At 67.7% G+C, this 19,464-nt stretch carries 10 protein-coding genes; 8 read left to right on the forward strand and 2 right to left on the reverse strand.

Annotated features, from left to right (window positions below; all coding sequences use genetic code 11):
* A partial coding sequence (locus HOV77_RS01385; protein ID WP_290856337.1) for a class I SAM-dependent methyltransferase occupies positions 1–484 on the reverse strand: 484 nt, incomplete at its 3' end.
* A 66-nt stretch (positions 485–550) separates the two neighbouring features.
* Here HOV77_RS01385 and HOV77_RS01390 point away from each other — a divergent pair.
* The 3 genes from HOV77_RS01390 to HOV77_RS01400 all read left to right on the forward strand — a co-directional run bounded on the left by HOV77_RS01390 (position 551) and on the right by HOV77_RS01400 (position 12,535).
* On the forward strand, positions 551–1,285 hold the full coding sequence (locus tag HOV77_RS01390; RefSeq protein ID WP_290856339.1) for a methyltransferase domain-containing protein: 735 nt from the start codon (positions 551–553) through the stop codon (positions 1,283–1,285).
* A 146-nt stretch (positions 1,286–1,431) separates the two neighbouring features.
* A complete protein-coding gene (locus HOV77_RS01395; protein WP_290856341.1) occupies positions 1,432–12,051 on the forward strand; it encodes a LamG-like jellyroll fold domain-containing protein in 10,620 nt (3,539 codons plus the stop codon).
* 4 nt (positions 12,052–12,055) lie between these two features.
* Positions 12,056–12,535, forward strand: coding sequence for an SMI1/KNR4 family protein (locus HOV77_RS01400; RefSeq protein ID WP_290856348.1), 480 nt, complete (start codon positions 12,056–12,058; stop codon positions 12,533–12,535).
* Positions 12,536–12,599: 64 nt separating this feature from the next.
* Here the strand turns inward: HOV77_RS01400 and HOV77_RS01405 are convergent, their stop codons facing one another.
* Entirely contained in the window at positions 12,600–13,961 is a 1,362-nt protein-coding gene (locus HOV77_RS01405) for a lysine 2,3-aminomutase (protein ID WP_290856353.1), read from the reverse strand.
* Between the two features lie 144 nt (positions 13,962–14,105).
* On the opposite strand from HOV77_RS01405, the gene HOV77_RS01410 reads away from it, so the two are divergent.
* Genes HOV77_RS01410 through HOV77_RS01430 form a run of 5 tightly spaced genes read left to right on the forward strand, consistent with a single transcriptional unit; the run spans position 14,106 to position 19,454 of the window.
* Positions 14,106–15,173, forward strand: a complete 1,068-nt coding sequence (locus HOV77_RS01410; RefSeq protein WP_290856356.1) for a zinc-binding alcohol dehydrogenase — start codon at positions 14,106–14,108, stop codon at positions 15,171–15,173.
* Between the two features lie 4 nt (positions 15,174–15,177).
* Positions 15,178–16,770 (forward strand): amidohydrolase family protein, encoded by a 1,593-nt coding sequence (locus HOV77_RS01415; RefSeq protein ID WP_290856358.1) that lies wholly within the window; start codon positions 15,178–15,180, stop codon positions 16,768–16,770.
* Positions 16,763–18,319 (forward strand): lysine 5,6-aminomutase subunit alpha, encoded by a 1,557-nt coding sequence (locus tag HOV77_RS01420; RefSeq protein WP_290856361.1) that lies wholly within the window; start codon positions 16,763–16,765, stop codon positions 18,317–18,319. Before HOV77_RS01415 ends, HOV77_RS01420 begins: the two co-directional genes overlap by 8 nt.
* Positions 18,316–19,065 (forward strand): OAM dimerization domain-containing protein, encoded by a 750-nt coding sequence (locus tag HOV77_RS01425; RefSeq protein WP_290856363.1) that lies wholly within the window; start codon positions 18,316–18,318, stop codon positions 19,063–19,065. The genes HOV77_RS01420 and HOV77_RS01425 overlap by 4 nt, the downstream gene beginning before the upstream one ends.
* Positions 19,066–19,073: 8 nt before the next feature.
* Positions 19,074–19,454, forward strand: coding sequence for a hotdog domain-containing protein (locus tag HOV77_RS01430; protein WP_290856366.1), 381 nt, complete (start codon positions 19,074–19,076; stop codon positions 19,452–19,454).
* Positions 19,455–19,464: the final 10 nt, after the last annotated feature.

The following is a 19,464-nucleotide window of genomic DNA, read 5'->3' on the forward strand; positions in this document are numbered from 1 at the left end:
TGAACGACAACGACTCCCTGGCGCGCCGTACGCCATCGGCTTCGGCAAGCTGCCGCACGCTCGGGTTGAACACGTCGAAGACGAACCTCGCTCCCGGGGCCAGATGCCGCCGAACCGAGCGGAAGCAACTCACGATGTCCTCGGCCGTATGCAGGTGCAGTAGGGAATTGGCTGCGATGAACACGAGGTCGAACGGGCGGCCCAGATCGAAGGCTCGCATGTCGCCCGCCATCCACTCCACCGCGACACCGCGCTCGCTCGCCTTACGCCGAGCCTCGGCCAACATGCCGGCCGAGAATTCCAGGCCGGTGCACGAGTGCCCGTCGGCCGCGATGGGGATCAGCTTGTGCCCGGTGCCGCACCCCAGTTCCAGGACGCGCCCACCTTGCCGAGCGGCTTGGGCCCGATAGAAGTCGACGGGCGGCCCGCCACCAGGAAACAGCAGGTCGTACAGCCTCGCGTCGGCGTAGAACGCGTCACTCATTCGACGGCACCTCCTTCGGGCTTCACCAGCATCGGCGCCGGCAGCCAGTGTGGCAGCATGGCCGCCGTGGCGACGACGGTTTTCGGTGAAGTAGCGGCGCAGTACGACGACATCCGGCCGGGCTATCCGGCGATCATGGCTGAGGCGTTGAGCGCGTATCTCGGCGGGACTCCTGAGCTGATCGCGGAGATCGGCGCGGGCACGGGCAAGGGCACCGAGTTGTTCAGCCGGTTGGGTGCGCCGATGCTCTGCGTCGAGCCGGATCCCCGGATGGCCGAGCATCTGCGGGCCAAGTTCCCCCAGGCCGAGGTCGTGAGCGCAGACTTCGACAGCTGGACGCCGTCCCGGCCGCTGCCGGTGTTGGCAGGCACGCTGATCTGGCATCTGCTCGATCCGGCTACGCGGTGCGTACGCGCGCATTCCCTGCTCGAAAACGGTGGGGTGATCGCCGTGATCGGCCGCAAACACGCGTTCGCCGACGACGAGCAGCGCCTGGCGCTCCATGCGGCGTTCGCGACCGAGCGCTATCGAGAGGCCGAGCGGAACTCGGAGTGGATCGTCACGGACCTGCGCGACAGCGGGCTCTTCGACGATGCGATCACCCAGCGGTTCGACTCCGACTTGTCGCTCTCAGCGGACGAGTATGTGCGCATGCTGCAGACCTTCTCCTCGTTCCGGCTGCGGGCCGCGGACGCACAGGAGCGGCTGCTCGGCGCGATCCGGGAGGCGGTCGAGGCCACCGGTGGCGTGGTCCACATGCGCCTGGAGACGAGCCTGAACCTCGGGCGGCGGGCGCGCTGAGCCAGCGAAGCCGGTCATTGCCAGGTCCGGCGAAAAATCGGCGACCGGCGATGCAATACCGGTACATACAGGTATTGCCAAAGAGAAATCCATGAAGGAGACTCCCAGTCAGCTCCCACCGGAGTTGTGCTCGAGAGGAGTCCACCATGGATGGCCGTCGCCCTCGTTTCCTCGTCGGATTCTTCTTGACGGTGGTGATGCTGCTGGTCACAGCCACACCACAACCCACGACGGTCTTCGGTCCGGTGGGCCTGAAGGTGAGCTGGTTGTGGTCGTGGCTGGCCGCGCCGTCGGCGTTCGCCGGGGGTAAGCCGATCGGTCCCGTGCAGGAGAGCGGATCGGCGGCGGGGAAGGGCCACTACGTCGGGTACGCCGATACCAAGGCATCCGGTGGGGCGGGCCGGGCTCCGGACAAGGCACCCGCCGAACGCCGGGACGGTAAGGTTCAGCAACTGACTACTCCGGACATCAAGGGCTTCGAACCCGGCCGGAGCGTACGCAGCGCGAAGGACTCGACGGCGGGCTCGGACCTGTTCGCCAACCCGGACGGCAGCTATACGCGCGAGGTGTCTCAGGGTGCGATCAACTACCGGGACGCCAAGGGTGCCTGGCAGAGGATCGATCCGCAGGTGACGTCGGCCGGGGATCGGCTGGGACAGCGGGCGAATCAGCTGGGGTTGCAGTTCGCCCGGCGCGGCGATGATCAGCGGCTGGTCTCGGCGGAGTTCGACGGCGTCGGGTTCGGCTATTCGCTCCTCGGCGCGGCTTCCGTCCCCGCACAGACGGGTGCGTACTCGGTCACCTATGCCGAGGTGCTGCCGAGAACGGATCTCGTGCTGGAGTCCCGGGCGAACGGCGTGAAGGAGTCGATCGTCCTGCGGGAACGGGGCACCACGTCGGAGTGGGTGTTCCCGTTGAAGCTCGACGGGCTGACCCCGAGCCTGGACGACAGCGGCGGCGTCATCCTTTCCGATGCCAACGGCACCGTGAAGGGCCGCATCCCGCCCGGCCTCATGCACGACTCGAAGTTCGACCAGGCGAGCGGCGAGTTCACCAGCTCCAACGCGGTGAAGTACGACCTCGTCCAAACCAGCAGTGGCGTCGCCCTCCGGGTGGCCGCGGACGAGAAGTGGCTCGACGACCCGGCGCGCGTCTACCCGGTGACGGTGGACCCCACGGCCGACCTCACGGTGGACGGCGACACCTACGTGTACTACGGGAACGACGTCGACCACTCGGCCGACGACGACATCGCCATCGGGACCTGGGATGCGGGCGGCCATCGTGGCAAGGGCTTGCTCTCGTCGACCGATTTCGCCGCGACCTTCACCGGCCTGCGGATCACCTCGGCCAGCCTCAAGCTGTTCCTGACCTGGCAGGGAAGTTGTTCGGCGCAGCCGTTCACCGTCCACCCGATCACCGAGCCGTGGTCGTTCAGCACTGTCCGGTACGGCAGCGTGAGCTACACCGGCCCGGCGTTCGGTGCGCAGATCGGCACGGCGACTCCCACCAACTACGCCGAAGCCTGTGGCAACACGGCGGGCAATCGCGCCGTCGGTTCGTGGGTGAGTGTGCCGTTGACGAAGGCGACGTTGGACGGGTGGTTGAGCGGGACGCTGGCGAACAATGGTTTGGGGTTGGATGCGTCGCAGACGGCGACGACGGATTTCAAGCGGTTCACGTCGCGGAATGGTCCGTCGGGGGCGGTGTGTGACAGTCATACGTGTGCGCCGTATCTGTCGGTGACGTATACGCCGAATGTTGCGCCGCAGATCGATTCGCAGTATCCGCCGCGGGATTATCAGGCGACGTCGTTGACGCCGGAGTTGCTGGCGCGGGGTCATGACCCGGATGTGTGGCCGAAGGCGGCGGTTCAGTACAACTACAAGGTCAATGATGCGTCGGGTGCTTTGGTGGCGACGTCGGGGTGGACGAGTTCGTCGAGCTGGACGGTGCCGGCGGGCAAGTTGCAGTGGTCGAAGACCTACTACTGGTGGGTGGTGTCGTACGACGGGTGGGCGACGAGCCCGGATCCGTTGAATGTGGCGTATTACTTCCCGTTGTCGACGCCACCACCGCAGCCTTTGGTGACCTCAGGCTTGTCGCAGGATGCCGGTGGGCGTGGGTTCGAGCCCAGCGCGGGCAACTATACGACGGAGGCGATGGACGCCCAGGTCGCCACGGTGGGTCCGGCGTTGGCGGTGCAGCGGTCGTACAACAGTCGTGATCCGCGTACCGGGTTGGCGTTCGGCGCGGGCTGGTCCACGGTGGTCGATGCCAATGTGACCGAGCGGATGGCCAGCGCTAACGGCAAGACTGCGGTGATCACGTATCCGACGGGTACCGAGGTGGCGTTCGGGCGGAACGCGGATGGGTCGTTCAATCCGCCGTCAGGCCGGTACGCGGTGTTCACCACGGTGACGGGTGGTTATTCGCTGATCGACAAGGACGGCACGACCTATTTGTTCACCCGGCAGGTCGCGGGAACGCCCGGCATGGACGGGGTGTACGCGATCACGTCGATCAAGGATGCGGCCGGGCGGACGCTGGCGCTGGCGTACAACGCGGCGGGGCAGGTCGAGACCATGACGTCCGCCTCCGGCCGGGCACTGCATCTGACCTGGTCGACGCCGGCCGGGGCGAGCAAGGCGCATGTGGCCACGGTGTTCACCGATCCGGCGGTCGCCGGCGACTGGAACACTGCGTCCACGTGGCAGTACGCGTACAGCGGGGATCAGTTGACGAGAGTGTGCCCGCCGACGGATTACACGCATTGCACGACGTATGAGTATGGGACGGGGTCGCAGTATCCGACGGCGTTGCTCGATGCGGGTCCGCACTCATATTGGCGGTTGTCGGAAGGCGCGGGTGCGGTCAAGGCCGCTAGTGATGTCCTGGACAACGGGGGCACGGACGCGGCGACCTACGCCAACGTCACGTTGGGTCAGGCGGGTCCGTTGCCGGGGTCGGCGGCGACGGCTGCCGGGTTCAACGGCACCTCCTCCTACGTGGAGGTGCCGGGCAAGCTGGTCAGTGCGGCGAGTTACCAGTCGGTGAGCATGTGGTTCAAGACGACCACCCCCGACGCGGTGCTGTTCTCCTATCAGAAGGATCCGATCACCGGCGGCACGACGGCGGGTAACTACACCCCGGGTATCTACATCGGCAGCAGTGGGAAGTTGCGGGCGGCGTTTTGGACCAACGACGTCAGCGCGGGGATCGTGTCGGCGAACCCGGTGACCGATGGCGCGTGGCATCACCTGGTGCTGGCCGGGGCCGGCAACACCCAGACCTTGTACCTCGACGGGCAGGTCGTCGGTTCCCGGACGGGTTTGATCACGTTGATCGACGCGTACAGCGCGACCCACGAATACGTCGGGGCCGGGTTCTTGGGTGGGGCGTGGCCAGACCAGTCACATCAGTCGGGCACCTCCAGCCAGGGGTTTGCGAACTACTTCACCGGGTCGATCTCGGATGTCGCCCTGTTCGACCGGACGCTGACCGCTGCGGATGTGGCGGGTTTGCGGGGGGCGGCTTCGGTGGCGGCGCATCCGTTGACGAAGATCGTGCGCCCGTCGGGGGCGACGGCGGCGCAGATCTCCTATGACCCGGTGAGCGGGGTCGTGACGCAGGTGGTCGATGAGCACAACGGCACGTGGAAGATCAGCTCGTCGACGGTGGCCGGGTCGTCGCAGGTGTATGCGGCGTCGGTGTTGTCCGGTGGCCCGGCTGATTATCTGCGGATGAACGAGACCGGTGTGTCGGAGGCGGTCAACGAGGTCAACGGCGGGACCGGGACGTACAGCACGGTGACGTTGGGTTCGCCGGGCCCGTTCGCGGACGCGACGGCGGGCAGGTTCGACGGCACGTCTTCCTATGTGGAGCTACCGGCGACCGACATCCCGACCACTGGCCCGAACTCCATCTCGATGTGGTTCAGCATGCCCTCGGGGTCGACCAAGGGCGGCGTGCTCTACGCGTACCAAGGCATGCCCTTGACTGATTTGACGGGAAGCTGGTGGACGCCCGCGCTGTATGTGGGCGTGGACGGCAAGCTGCGCGGCGGTCTGTGGACCGGGAGCGCAACCACCCGGATCACCAGTACTGCGTCGGTGGCCGATGGCAAGTGGCACCACGTGGTGCTCGCGGCCGGGACCGCCTCGCAGACGCTGTATCTCGACGGCGCGGTGGTCGGGACGTTGAATGCCGCGGTCGTGACCACCGGCGCGGCGTACGCGTATGTCGGCGCGGGGAGATGGGAGGGGAACTGGCCGTCCCACAGCACTGCGAGCATCGGCTACTTCCCGGGATCGATCGGCGAGTTCGCCTTCTACAAGACGCAGCTGACCGCAGCGCAGGTCGCCGACCAGATGGCGGCGAGCAAGAAGGCGTCGGCGGACGCGGCGGGTGCGGCGCTGGCGAAGAAGATCGTGGTGACCGACCCGATGAACGCCACTACGACCTACCTGTATGACGTGGACAACGGCAACCGTCAGGTGGCGGAGATCTGGACCGACGGTACGCAGGAACGGCAGACGACCTACGGTTACAAGGACGGCTATCTGCGTACGATGACCGACCCCAACGGCAACGTCACCACCAGCGAACATGACGCACGTGGGAACACGATCTCGGAGCAGACCTGCCAGGACCGGTCGGCCGGGAAGTGCTCGACCGTCTATTACACCTACTATCTGAACGCCTCGTCGGTGGTCGATCCCCGCAACGACCAGCTGACCGAGGTCAGGGACGGACGGTCGGCCAGCGCGACGGACAACACGTATCTGACGAAGTTCGAGTACGACGCGCTGGGCAACAAGACGAAGACGACCGACGCGTTGGGCCGCATTGCCAAGACCGAGTACACCGACGGTACGACGATCGCGGCAGCCGACGTCGGGTTCGCCCCGGCCGGACTGCCGTGGCGTACGACGTCGCCGGGTGGTCAGGTGCAGACGACCACGTACTTCGCCAACGGTGACGTGGCACAGGTGACCGACCCCGCCGGGCTGGTGACGAAACTCGCCTATGACGGCCAAGGTCGGGTGGTCACCAAGACCGAGATCTCCGACGGCTATCCGAACGGTGTCGTGACACAGGTCGTCTACGACAAGCTCGGCCGGATTACTCGGCAGACCGATCCGGCGACGACCAACCGGGTGACGGGCGCTGTGCATACCCCGGTCACGACGACGGTCTACAACTTCGACGGGCAGATCACCCAGCAGACCGTCAGCGACGCGACCGGCGGGGACGCCGCGCGTACGTTGCAGAACAGCTATGACGCGTTGGGGCATATTGCGACGGCGACGGACGCCAGTGGCAAGGTGTCGACGTTCTCCTACGACCTCTACGGGAACATGACGCGGGAGGTCGACGAGACCGGGGTGGAGACGCGGTACGCGTACGACGCGAACGGGCATCTGCTGACCTCCACGCTCATCGGGTACACCGGTGATCCGAACAATCCGATCACGGCGCGGGATCTGGTGACCGAGTCGCGGGCGTACGACCCGGCGGGCCGGTTGGCGTCGATCACCGATGCGATGGGGTTCGTGACGGCGTTCACCTACACCGACAACAACCTCCAGGTTGCGGTGATCAAGAAGAACGCCGACGGCAGCCAGTCGTATGTCGCCGAGCAGACCGAGTACGACGCGGCCGGCAACGTGATCCGGGAGCTGAGTAACAACAACGTCACCGAGACCAAGTACACGGTGGACGCGGTGGGCCGGGTCACCGGTGAGACGCTCGACCCCAACGGGGTGGCTCGCAGGACCAGCTACACCTACAACAACGACGACCTCGTCACCGCCAAGTACTTCTCGGACAACACCGGCTATGTCACCGGGGTGGGCAGCACGTTCGACACCGCGGGCCGGGTGACCTCCGACTGGGCGCGTACGCTCGGCGCGGGCAAGCCCGACGGCTGGTGGCGGCTGGACGCCTCGGCCGGCTCGGCTGCGGTCGACAGCTCGGGTGGTGACAACACCGCCACTTTGACCAGCGGGGTGACCTGGTCGGGCGGTGCCGCCGCCTTCAACGGGACGACGGGCTGGGCGACGGCAGCGGGCCCGGCGGTGGACACCACGAAGAGCTTCACGGTCTCGGCCTGGGTGAAACTCGCCGCGAACACCATCGGGCAGACTGCGGTGTCGCAGGACGCGTCGGTGAACTCCGGGTTCAACCTCATGTACATGAAGGGCTCGAACCGCTGGTCGTTCACCCGGAACCTGACCGACATCACGAACTCCGGCTCGGCGATGGCGTTGTCCACCGCCGCGCCCACGTTGAACACGTGGACGCATCTGGTAGGCGTCTTCAACTCGGGCAACGGCCAGATGACGTTGTACGCCAACGGAACCGCGCAAGGAACGGCGACCGACCCGACGCCCATCGCGGCGAACGGACCGTTGGTCATCGGCCGGGAGCGCTACAACGGAGCGAACGACCTGCCGTTCAACGGATCCGTCGCCAACGTGCAGCTGTACCAGCGCGCTTTGACGCCGAGCGACGTGTCCACCCTGTACTCCAACGGTCAGTCGGGTCAGCCGCTCGGCAGCATCCGTAACACGACGACCTACGCGTATGACCAGCGCGGCTTGAAGCTCTCGGAGACCGATCCGCTCGGCAACACCGAGTACTACGAGTACGACGAGTCCGACAACCTCGTCGCCACGACGAGCGCAGCCGTCATGGCCGAGACCAACGGTGGTACGCCGGTCAGCTCGCGGCCGGTCACCACCACCGGATTCGACACTTTCGGCGACGAGGTCGAACTGCGGGACCCGGACGGCAACGTCACCGTCATCACCCGGGACGCGTCCGGCCGGCCGACCTCGACGAAGCTGCCGTCTTACACACCGCCCGGTGGTACGCCCATCACCGCGACGGTGTCGAAGACGTTCGACGGGTCCGGGAACGTCACTTCCACGACGGACGCGCTCGGGAAGGTCACCGGATACTCGTACGACCAGTTCGGGCGGTTGTCGAAGGCGGCCGCTCCCAACGGCGGAGTGACGACGTACGCGTACGACCTGAACGACGAGCTGCTGCGGACGGTGAATCCGCTGGGTGCGTACGCCGAGTCCACCTATGACTATCTCGGCCGCAAGATCACCGACTCGTCGTTCGAGCGGTCCACGTCCAGCACCTTCACCACGTCGTACGCGTACAGCAGTGCCGGGTTCCTGCAGAAGGTGACGCAGCCGTCCGGGTCGTACCTGTCGTACACGAGTAATGCAGCCGGTGATGTGATCACGCAGACCGACGCGGCGGGCAACCTCACGAAGTTCGCCTATGACTACCTCGGTCGGCAGGTGGCGGTGACCGCCCCGGACGGGTCGAAGCGTACGGCGGTCTACGACGAGCCGGGCAACAACGTCATGACCAAGGCGTACGCCACGAACGGCGCGTTCATCTCGAAGATCTCGGCGGCGTACGACGGCAACGGAAACCGTGTCTCAGCCACGGATGCTTTCGGGCGTACGACGACGTTTGCGTATGACGCGACGGGGATGGTGACCGGGGAGACGCAGCCGATCTCGGCCACGGCGTCGATCACGACCTCGTTCGGGTATGACGTGGAGGGCCACCGGACTCGGTACACCGACGGGCGGGGCAACAAGCACCTGTCGACGTACAACTCGTGGGGGTTGCTGGAGTCGCAGATCGAGCCGGCGACGTCGGCGAACCCGAACGACCGGACGTGGACGATCTCCTACGATGCGGCGGGGCGGGCGGTGAAGCAGACCCAGCCCGGTGGGGTGGTGGTCGCCAACACCTACGACACCGTCGGCAACCTCACGGCCCAGACCGGGTCGGGGGCGGAGGTCGCCTCGGCCGACCGGACGTTCGGCTACGACCTGGCCGGGCAGTTGACGTCGATGAAGGCCGGGTCGGGCACGGACACGTTCGCCTACAACGACCGTGGTCTGCTCACGGCGACCACCGGTCCGTCGGGTGTCTCGTCGTTCGGTTACACGTCGGATGGTTTGGTCTCGTCGCGGACGGATGCGTCGGGGACCAGCACGTACTCGTATGACACGGTGGATCGGTTGTCCGGGGTGACCGACGCTGCGACTGGTCAGAGCGTGTCGTACACCTATGACGGGTTGTCGCGGGTGACCAAGCAGACCTACGGCAGCGGTGACTCGCGGAACTTCGGGTATGACAGTGCCAGCCGGTTGGCGTCGGACACGTTGAAGACCTCCGCCGGGGCAACGGTCGCCTCGATCGTCTACGGGTATGACCTGGACGGGCGGGAGACGTCGAAGACCACGACCGGATTCGCCGGGTCGGCGGCGCACACCTACAGCTATGACTGGGCCGGTCGGCTGACGTCGTGGAACAACGGCGCCACGACCACCACGTACGCGTATGACGCGTCGGGCAACCGCACGCAGCTCGGCGCGAAGGCGATGGTCTACGACGAACGCGACCAGCTCGTCGGGGACGGGTCGACGACCTACACCTACACCGCCCGGGGCACGTTGAAGTCGACGGTCACCGGGTCGACCACCCAAACCCTGGCCAGTGACGCCTACGGGCAGCAGACCGCGATCGGCGGGCAGGCGTACACCTACGACAGTCTCGGCCGGGTGCTGACCGCCGGGACCACCAGCCTGTCCTATTCGGGGTTGGCCAACGATGTGGCCGGCGACGGGACGGCCACCTACAGCCGGGACCCCGACGGTGACGTCCTCGGCGTCAAACCCACCTCTGGCACCGGGGTGTTCGCCTGGGCCGATCTGCACACCGACCTGGTCGGGCAGTTCACCGCGACCGGGGCGGCGCTGGCCGGATCGTCGACGTACGACCCGTTCGGGACGGTCACCGCGACCGCGGGCAAGGTCGGCAACCTGGGTTATCAGTCGGAGTGGACCGACAGTGTCGCCAACCGGGTGAACATGCACGCACGCTGGTACAACCCGGCGACCGGCCAGTTCGACAACCGCGACACCGTCGACAACGACCCGGTCCCGGACTCCATCGACGCCAACCACTACCAGTACGGCGACGGCAACCCGCTGCAGACCATCGACACGACCGGCCACTTCGGCTGGAACCCGATCAAGGCGATCAAGAAGGCCGTCTCCACGGTGGTGAACACCGTGTCCAGCTATGCCTCGTCGGCCTACAACTATGTGTCGTACTACGCGACGTCCACCTGGCACGCGGTGACGAGCGTCGCCCGGACCGTCGTGCATACGGTCAAGAAAGCCGCGCACACCGTACGCAAGGCGGTCCACCGGGTCACGCGGGCGATCAAACACACCGTCCACCGAGCGGTCCACTACGTCAAGAAGAAGTACAAGAAGGCCGTTCACGCGGTCAAGCGGACCGTCCACAGAGTCAAACATTCGGTGGCCAAGGCGATCAACCACGTCAAACACAAGGTCAAGACGACCTACCACCGAATCAAGCAGGCCGGCCAGCGGGTCGTGCACAAGGTCACGAAGACCGTCAAACAGGTGGCCAACACGGTCAAGGACGCCTATCACGCAACCGCCACCTGGGTGAAGGAGCACAAGGACACCCTCATCCAGATCGGCGCGATCGTCGCCGGGGTGGCGGCCGGCCTGGCGTGCACCGCGGTAACCGCGGGAGCAGGTGCGGTGGCGTGTGCGGTGGGAGCCGCGGCGCTTATCAACCTCGGCAAGGACAGCGCCCAAGGCAACATCCACGGCTTCAAGGACGCGCTCGGCTCCCTCGGTCAGGGCGCCATTCAGGGCGGCGTCGGCGTCGTCACCGGCGGCGTCGGCGGGCTGGTCGCGGGCAAGGTGGCCGGAGCGATGGGCGGCTTCGCGGCGAAGGTCGGCGGGCGCATGATCGCCGGGTTCACCGACGGCGCGATCAGCGACACCGCATCCCAGCTGGTCACCACGGGCCGGGTGGATTGGACCGGGGTCGCGATCTCGGGCGGCGTCGGCGCGATCACCGGCACCCGAGGCAGTCGCGACGGCCCGAGTTGCCACAGCTTCCAGCCCGCGACGCGGGTGGTGATGGCCGACGGGTCGACGAAGGCGATCAAGGACGTCAAGGTCGGCGACAAGGTGCTCGCCACCGACCCGGCAACGGGTAAGACCATGGCGAAGCCGGTGACGGTGCTGCACAAGAACACCGACTCCGACCTGGCCGACGTGAGCGTACGCGACACGAAGACCGGCAAGGCGTCCACAGTGCACACGACGCAGCACCACCCGTTCTGGAGCGTCGCCGCGAAGGACTGGGTCGACGCGTCCGCCCTGAAACCAGGCGACCGTCTTCGGGACGTCGCCGGGCGTACCACCCAGATCGTCGTCGCCGTCAAGACCTGGACCGGCCTCGCCGACATGCGCGACCTCACGGTCGCCGAAGTCCACACCTACTACGTCCTCGCCGGCGCCGCACCGGTCCTCGTCCACAACTGCGGCGGCGAGGTCACCGGTCACCCGGAGCGCTGTGACTGCGCCAATGGCGGAATCCCGAGGGTACGGAACGGGGCCCTCGCGGGCGGCGTACACCCGAGGACCGACGTGCCGTTCGACGAGAACGGATTCCCCGACTTCTCGGCCTGGCGGCACCCGGATGTCCCCGATGTCCGCATCGAGCTCTCGGGTAATCGATCGACGGACTTCGCCCGGGCGAACCGAGCGGCGGGTCTCGATGGCACGCCTGAGGGATATACGTGGCATCACCATCAAGAACCTGGGCTGATGCAGCTGATTGACTATGATGTCCACCGTTTGACGGGCCACACCGGCGGCTTCTCGGGAGGGCGATGACGTGATGCTGTTGCAGGACAGCGCCTACTTCACCGGGCCGCCGCTCAGCGATGAGCTGATACGCCGGGCTGAGGAATCCCTCGGAGTCAAGCTGCCACGCAGCTACCTCGACGTGCTGCGAGAGCGCAACGGCGGCACACCGGTGAACCGTTGCTGTCCCACCCCATTCCCGACCTCGTGGGCACCCGATCATTTCGAGATCCATGCAGTGCTCGGAGTCGGCGGGAGCCGGGGAATCGATACGCCGGACGGCAGCGCGTACCTGGTGGCGGAGTGGGGCTACCCGGAGGTCGGCGTCGTCGTCTGCGCGATGCCGTCCGGCGGTCATGACGCAGTCATGCTCGACTACTCGGAATGTGGGCCCGTCGGCGAGCCGGCCGTGGCATACGTCGACGAGGATCGCGTACCTCGCCGGGTCGCCGCATCGTTTGCGGAGTTCCTCGGGATGTTGGTCGCCTGCGACGGAGAACCGCCCACCCGATGAGGGAAGATCCGCGGCGGACGGTGCTGCCCGCACCGCATGGTCACCGCCCGCCGCGGAGGCTCGGTCAGTCCTCCTGCTTGGCCCACCAGCGGCGGCCGGACTCCGGGAGGGTGTCGATCGGGTCGTAGTAGGCGTACCGCTTGGTGAGCGCGTCGGCCTCGGTGGCCTCGATCGAGGTGCGGTAGTTCTTGGTCCAGTACGAGATCCCGTGGTCGCGGTCGTACTCGGTGACCATGTGCACCCACCGCTTGCCGACGAACGGCACGTCGCAGACGATCCGCGGGGTGGCGTAGCCGGGCAGGTAGCCCATGATGTCGTGCTGCAGCTGCTGGGCCTGCCAGACGGCGACGCGCCAGTGCTCGGCGTTGGGGATCATGTCGCACATGTAGAAGTAGTACGGCAGGATGTTCGCCTCGCCCTGGAGGGCGAAGCACAGGTCGAGCAGGTCGTGGCTGTGGGCGTTGACGCCCCGCATGAGCACGCCCTGGTTGCGGACGTCGCGTACGCCGACTTCCAGCATGGTCCGGGCTGCCTTGGCGACGATCGGCGTAATCGAGTTCACGTGGTTGACGTGGGTGTGGATCGCCAGGTTGACGCCGCGGCGGCGGGCGGTGCGGGCGACCCGCTCGACGCCTTCGACCACGTCGGCCTGCAGCCAGTGCTGGGGCAGGCCCATGAGTGCCTTGGTGGCCAGCCGGATGTCGCGGATCGTCTCGATCTCCAGCAGCCGCATGAGGTACGCCTCGAGCTGCTTCCACGGCACGTTGGCCACGTCGCCGCCGGAGACCACGACGTCGCGTACGCCCGGGTGGTTCTTCAGGTACGCGATGTGCGCGTCGTACCGGTCGACCGGCTTCAGTTCCAGCTTCAGCTTGGCGACCGCCGGAGTGGAGTTGCCGACGAGGTCCATGCGGGTGCAGTGGCCGCAGTACTGGGGGCAGGTCGACAGGAGCTCGGCGAGAACCTTGGTCGGGTAGCGGTGGGTGAGGCCTTCGGCGACCCACATGTCGTGCTCGTGCAGCGAGTCCCGGGTGGCGTGCGGGTGTGACGTCCACTCGGGGAGCCGGTCGGAGGCGACCGGGAGCATGTAGCGGCGGACCGGGTCGGCGTAGAACGCCTCGGTGTACGCAGCGCCGGCGGCCGCTCCGGCCGGGACCATCGTGTTGAGCATCTGCGGCGGCAGCAGCATCGACATGGTCGCGGTGTGCTGCATGTCGGCTTCGAGGTCGGCGTAGAAGCGCTCGTCGAGCAGGTCGCCCATGACGGCGCGCAGCTGCTTGACGTTCTTGACGCAGTTCACCCGCTGCCACTGGGCGTTCTCCCACTGGGTGGCGGTGATGTCGCGCCAGCCGGGGAAGCGGGTCCAGTCGGGTTCGACGAGTTCCACGCGGCGGTACTCGTACGGCTGGCCTGCTTCGGTCGACATCTGCTCCTCCTCGAGCGGTGGGGGTGACGGCGTCACACTACTGGATTATTTTTTGTGTAGGAACTATTCTGCCGGAGAATTTCCGCCAGCGCTCGCCAAGCACCGGCTGTTGTACGTATCAAGGGCATGCAAGGAGATCTGACGATGACGTCGCCCGTAGGTCTGCACCGGGTTCTCGAGCCGAACGGCGTGCTGCCGCAGGCGGCCCAGCGGCTGTCCACCGACCCGGCGATCGGCGCGGACGAGGTCCGGATCGCGGTCGAGAAGCTGAATCTGGACGCGGCGAGCTTCCGGCAGCTGTTCACCAAGCACGGCGGCGACGGCGACAAGGTGCGCGCGGAAGTTCTCGACATCATCGAAACCCGCGGAAAGATGCACAATCCGGTCACGGGCTCCGGCGGGATGCTGATCGGCACGGTCGAGGCGGTCGGCCCCGAATCGCCGCTGGGCCTCAAGCCCGGTGATCGGGTGGCTACGCTCGTCAGCCTAACCCTCACTCCACTGAACATCATCGATGGTCTCGACCGGTGGGACGGGCTGTCGGAGCAAGTGCCCGCCGTCGGTTACGCGATCCTGTTCGGCCGCTCGATCGCCGCCAAACTGCCCGCCGACCTCGATCCCGAGCTGGCCCTGGCGGTCTTCGACGTCTGCGGTGCTCCGGCGCTGACCGAGCGCGTCGTGAAGAAGTACGCTGACCGCACTCCTGGCGGCTCGGGCAAGCCCTCCCCGGCGCCGACCGTCGCCGTCATCGGGGGAGCCGGCAAGTCCGGTTCGCTCGCACTGGCCGCCGCGCGACGGGCCGGCGCTGTGCGTACCACTGGGATCGTGCCGGTGGAAAGCGAGCGGGAGCGACTCGTGGCCGCGGAGCTCGCGGACGTCGTGGCCCTGGCCGACGCGCGCGACCCGGTGGCGCTGTCCGCAGCGGTGGAGACGGCGCTCGGGCGGCGCGCGGACGTCACGGTCGTGTGCGTCGACGTGCCGGGCTGCGAGCACGGCGCGATCCTGTCCACCGCGGACGGTGGCACGGTGATCTTCTTCTCGATGGCCACGAGCTTCGCCGCGGCCGCGCTCGGCGCGGAGGGTCTCGCCGCGGACGTCACCATGCTGATCGGCAACGGGTACGCCCCGGGGCACGCGGACCTGGCGCTGGACCTGCTGCGCGAGGTTCCTGGCGTGCGGAGCCTCTTCGAGGCGCGACTAGCGGCAGACTGATCTCATGTCGACCTCTCTGTACACGAACGCCGTCATCCGGACCCCCGCCCTGCCGGTGCACGCCGGTCTGTCCGCCCTGCTCGTGGAGGACGGGATCGTCACCTGGCTGGGCCCGGTGGACGAGGCGCCGGCCGCCGACTCCGTCGTGGACGTCCAGGCGCTGGCGGGGGAGAACGCCCTGATCACCCCGGCGTTCGTGGACGCGCACGTGCACGCGACCGACAGCGGCCTGGCGCTGTCCGGGCTGGACCTCTCGGCGGCCCGCAGCGCTCGCGACGTGCTGGACGCGGTTGCGGCGTTCGCGGCGAGCCTGCCCGAGGGCGCCGTGCTGCTGGGACACGGATTCGACGAGTCCGCCTGGCCGCGCGAGTCCCAGGTCCCGCCGACCGCGGCTGAACTGGACCGCGCGGCTGGTGGGCGGGCCGTCTACCTGTCGCAGGCGTCGATCCACTCCGCGTTGGTCAGCACCGGACTGCTGAAGCTCGCCGAGGCGACGCCGGGCTACGACCCGTCCGGCTGGGTACGCCGAGACGCCCACCACGTCGTCCGCGAAGCGGCGTTCGCCGGGATCACGCCCGAGCAGCGGCAGTCGGCGCAACGGCGAGCGCTGGAGCACGCGGCGTCGCTGGGGATCGCGGCGATCCACGAGTGCGGCGGCCCCGGCACCTCCTCTGAGGACGACTTCACCGACGTCTTGGCCCTCGGGCGGTTGCCTGAGTTGCCCGAGGTCTACGGCTACTGGGGCGAACTGATGGGCGCGGCCAAGGCGGTCGACCTGGGCGCGGTCGGCGCAGGCGGCGACCTGTACGCCGACGGCGCTTTGGGATCGCGTACGGCGCATCTGACCAGCGACTACCTCGACGGCGACGGCTGCGGGTTCGGCTACGTCACCGCCGAGCAGGTACGCGACCATCTGCTGGACTGCCACCGGCACAGCTCCACCGGGCGCTTCGTGCAGGGCGGCTTCCACGCCATCGGCGACGCCGCCATCGCCACCGTCCTCGACGGGTTCGCCCTGGCGGCGGCCAAGCTCGGCGGCAACGGTGTCACCGGTGCGGAGGTGCTGCGGGAGTCCCGGCACCGCATCGAGCACGTGGAGATCGTGGACAAGGCGCTGATCGCCCGGTTCGTCGAGTACGGCATCGTGGCGAGCATGCAGCCGGCGTTCGACCGGCTGTGGGGCGGCGAGCATCAGATGTACGCCCAGCGCCTCGGGGTCGCCCGGTCGCTGGCGAGCAACCCTATGGGCCAGATGCACGCCGTCGGGGTGATGCTCGCCTTCGGCTCGGACTCCCCGGTGACTCCGCTCGACCCCTGGGGCTCCGTACGCGCAGCGGCCAACCACTTCAACCCGGCCCAGCGGATGAGCCTGAAGTCGGCGTTCGCTGCGCATACGCGGGGCGGTTGGCGGGCCGCGCACCGGGATGACGAAGGCGTGCTCGCTCCGGGCAAGCCCGCCACCTTCGCCGTCTGGCAGGCCCCGGCCGGGCTGGTCGGCACCCTGCCCGCACTGCTGCCCGCCCTGCCCGACGAGCCGTTGCCCGACCTGCCGGACTGCCGGTTGACCGTCCTTCGTGGAGAGAAGATCTATGGGTAAGTTGCACCTCGACGACGACGTCGTGGCGAAGGCCCGGGAGCTGGCCCGCCGGGCCGGTGCGCCGGTGGTGGACCTGGCGCGCAGCCACACCACCGTCTCGGTGGAACGGGCGGTGCTCCGGCTGGCCGGGATCACCGGAGCCGACGCGGAGGGCATTCCGTGGGCCAACCGCCTGGTGGACGCCGTACGCGCCGACGCCGGGCTCGGTCACGGAGTCGCGCTGCCCGTCTTCGACGCGATGCTCTCCGAGGGCGAGACCGACATAACGGTGCTGGCGCAGAAGGCGGCGGCCGGATCGGTGCGGTTCCGCGTACCGGAGGGCAAGGGGCGCACCGCTGCCCGGAAGGCGGCGGACCGGGCGGTGAAGGCCGGGATCAAGACGATCGACCGGAACCGGGCCGAGCGCGATCGCATGGTCAAGAAGTACGGCGATCCGAAGCAGCGCCCCTGGATCTACCTCATCGTCGCCACCGGGGACATCTACGAGGACATTCCGCAGGCGCAGGCGGCCGCCCGCGCCGGCGCGGACGTGATCGCGGTGATCCGCTCGACCGGGCAGTCCCTGCTGGACTACGTGCCCGAGGGCGCCACCCGCGAAGGCTTCGCCGGCACGTACGCCACTCAGGAGAACTTCCGCCTGATGCGGGCGGCGCTGGACGAGTCTTCGAAGGAACTCGGCCGCTACGTACGCCTGACGAACTACGCGTCGGGCCTGTGCATGCCGGAGATCGCCACGCTGGCCGGTCTGCAGCGGCTGGACATGATGCTCAACGACTCGATGTACGGCATCCTGTTCCGCGACATCAACCCCATCCGCACCTTCGTCGACCAGCGCTTCTCCCGGCAGATCCACGCCCGCGCCGGGATCATCATCAACACCGGCGAGGACAACTACCTCACCACCGCCGACGCGGTCGACGAGGCGCATACCGTCACGGTGTCGCAGCTGCTCAACGAGTACTTCGCGCACGAAGCGGGGCTGGCCGACGACCAGCTCGGCCTCGGTCACGCCTTCGAGATCAACCCGGACATCCCGGAGTCGTTCCGGCTCGAGCTCGCCCACGCGCTCCTGGCCCGGGAACTGTTCCCGGACGCGCCGCTGAAGTGGATGCCGCCGACCAAGCACATGACCGGCGACGTGTTCCGGGGCAACCTGCTCGACGGCTTCTTCAACCTCGTCGGCACGCTGACCGGCCAGGGCATCCTGCTCGTCGGCATGATGACCGAGGCCGTGGTCACGCCGTGGCTCTCCGACCGCGACATCGCCCTGCAGAACGTCCGCTACGTGCTCAACGCCTGCGGCGGCCTGCACGAGGACTTCGTCCCGGCCGAGGGCGGCTTCATCCAGCGCCGCGCGCATCAGGTCCTCGACGAGGCCGTGGAGCTGCTCGAAGTGATCGAGAAGAAGGGGCTGCTCACCGCGATCGGCGAGGGCACCTTCGGGATCATGAAGCGGCCCGCCGACCGGGGCAAGGGCCTCGACGGCGTCGCGAAGCACGAGGACGGCTACTACAACCCCGCGACCGAGCTGCTGGAGGCCGCACAGTGAGTTCTGTAATCCGGCCGTATGGCGACACCACCGGCGACGGCATGGTGCAGATGTCGTTCACCCTCCCGATCGCGCACGACAAGAAGGCCGAAGGCGCGGCGCTGCAGCTCGCGGCGAAGATGGGGATGGACCCGGCGATGCTCGTGCACGCCAAGCAGATGGGCGACGGGTTCACCTTCTTCGTGGTCTACGGCAAGGTCAACCACCTGGTCGAGCTGGACAAGGTGCAGGTCGTCGAGCGTGACTTCCCGCTGCTGAGCGCCAAGGAAGTCAACACGGCGGTCAAGCAGAAGATGCGGCGCAAACTGTCGGTCGTCGGGGCCACCATCGGGACCGACGCGCATACCGTAGGTATCGACGCGATCCTCAACGTGAAGGGCATCGCCGGGGAGAAGGGCCTGGAGTACTACCGGGAGCTCAAGGTGGTCAACCTCGGCGCCCAGGTCACCGTGCCCGACCTCGTGGAGGCCGCCCGGCAGGAGAAGGCCGACGCCGTACTGGTGTCGCAGGTGGTCACCCAGCGCGACGCGCACCTGCACAACACCCGCGAGATGTCGGCGGCGTTCCGCGAGGCGATGCCAGCGGCGAAGCGGCCGCTGCTCATCGTCGGCGGACCGCGGTTCGACGAGCTGATGGCCGCCGACCTCGGCGTCGACCGCGTCTTCGGCCGGGGCACCACCCCGAGCGAGGTCGCCTCCTACCTCGTCCACCGTCTCGTCACCCAGAAACCTGTAAGCCAGAAATGAGCCGCGAAGTGAGCATCGGAACGATCGTCACCCACCGCAAGTACGTCCCGTACAGCCACGCGCACTACGCGGGCAACCTCGTCGACGGGGCCTACGCCCTGGCCGCGTTCGGCGACGTGGCGACCGAGGTGTGCATCCAGCTCGACGGCGACGAGGGGCTGTTCGCGTCCTACTCCGACGTCCAGTTCAAGGCCCCGATGCGGGCCGGTGACGTGCTGGAGATCGTCGCGACGGTCACGCGCATGGGCAACCGCAGCCGCACGATCGACTTCGAGGCGCGGGTGGTCTGCCGGGGCCGGCCCGATCTCAGCGAGTCCGCCGCCGAGGTGCTCGACCCGCCGATCGTCGCGGTGACGGCGACCGGCACGGTGGTCGTGCCCGCCAAATGATCGGCCGCAA

Source organism: Hamadaea sp. (assembly GCF_013362815.1).
GTDB lineage: Bacteria > Actinomycetota > Actinomycetes > Mycobacteriales > Micromonosporaceae > Hamadaea.

Excerpts from the sequence above, each read along its gene's own strand:
- HOV77_RS01395 (WP_290856341.1), top strand. The coding sequence starts at position 1,432 with ATGGATGGCCGTCGCCCTCGTTTCCTCGTCGGATTCTTCTTGACGGTG.
- HOV77_RS01400 (WP_290856348.1), top strand. The coding sequence starts at position 12,056 with ATGCTGTTGCAGGACAGCGCCTACTTCACCGGGCCGCCGCTCAGCGAT.
- HOV77_RS01405 (WP_290856353.1), bottom strand. The coding sequence starts at position 13,961 with ATGTCGACCGAAGCAGGCCAGCCGTACGAGTACCGCCGCGTGGAACTC.
- HOV77_RS01410 (WP_290856356.1), top strand. The coding sequence starts at position 14,106 with ATGACGTCGCCCGTAGGTCTGCACCGGGTTCTCGAGCCGAACGGCGTG.
- HOV77_RS01415 (WP_290856358.1), top strand. The coding sequence starts at position 15,178 with ATGTCGACCTCTCTGTACACGAACGCCGTCATCCGGACCCCCGCCCTG.
- HOV77_RS01420 (WP_290856361.1), top strand. The coding sequence starts at position 16,763 with ATGGGTAAGTTGCACCTCGACGACGACGTCGTGGCGAAGGCCCGGGAG.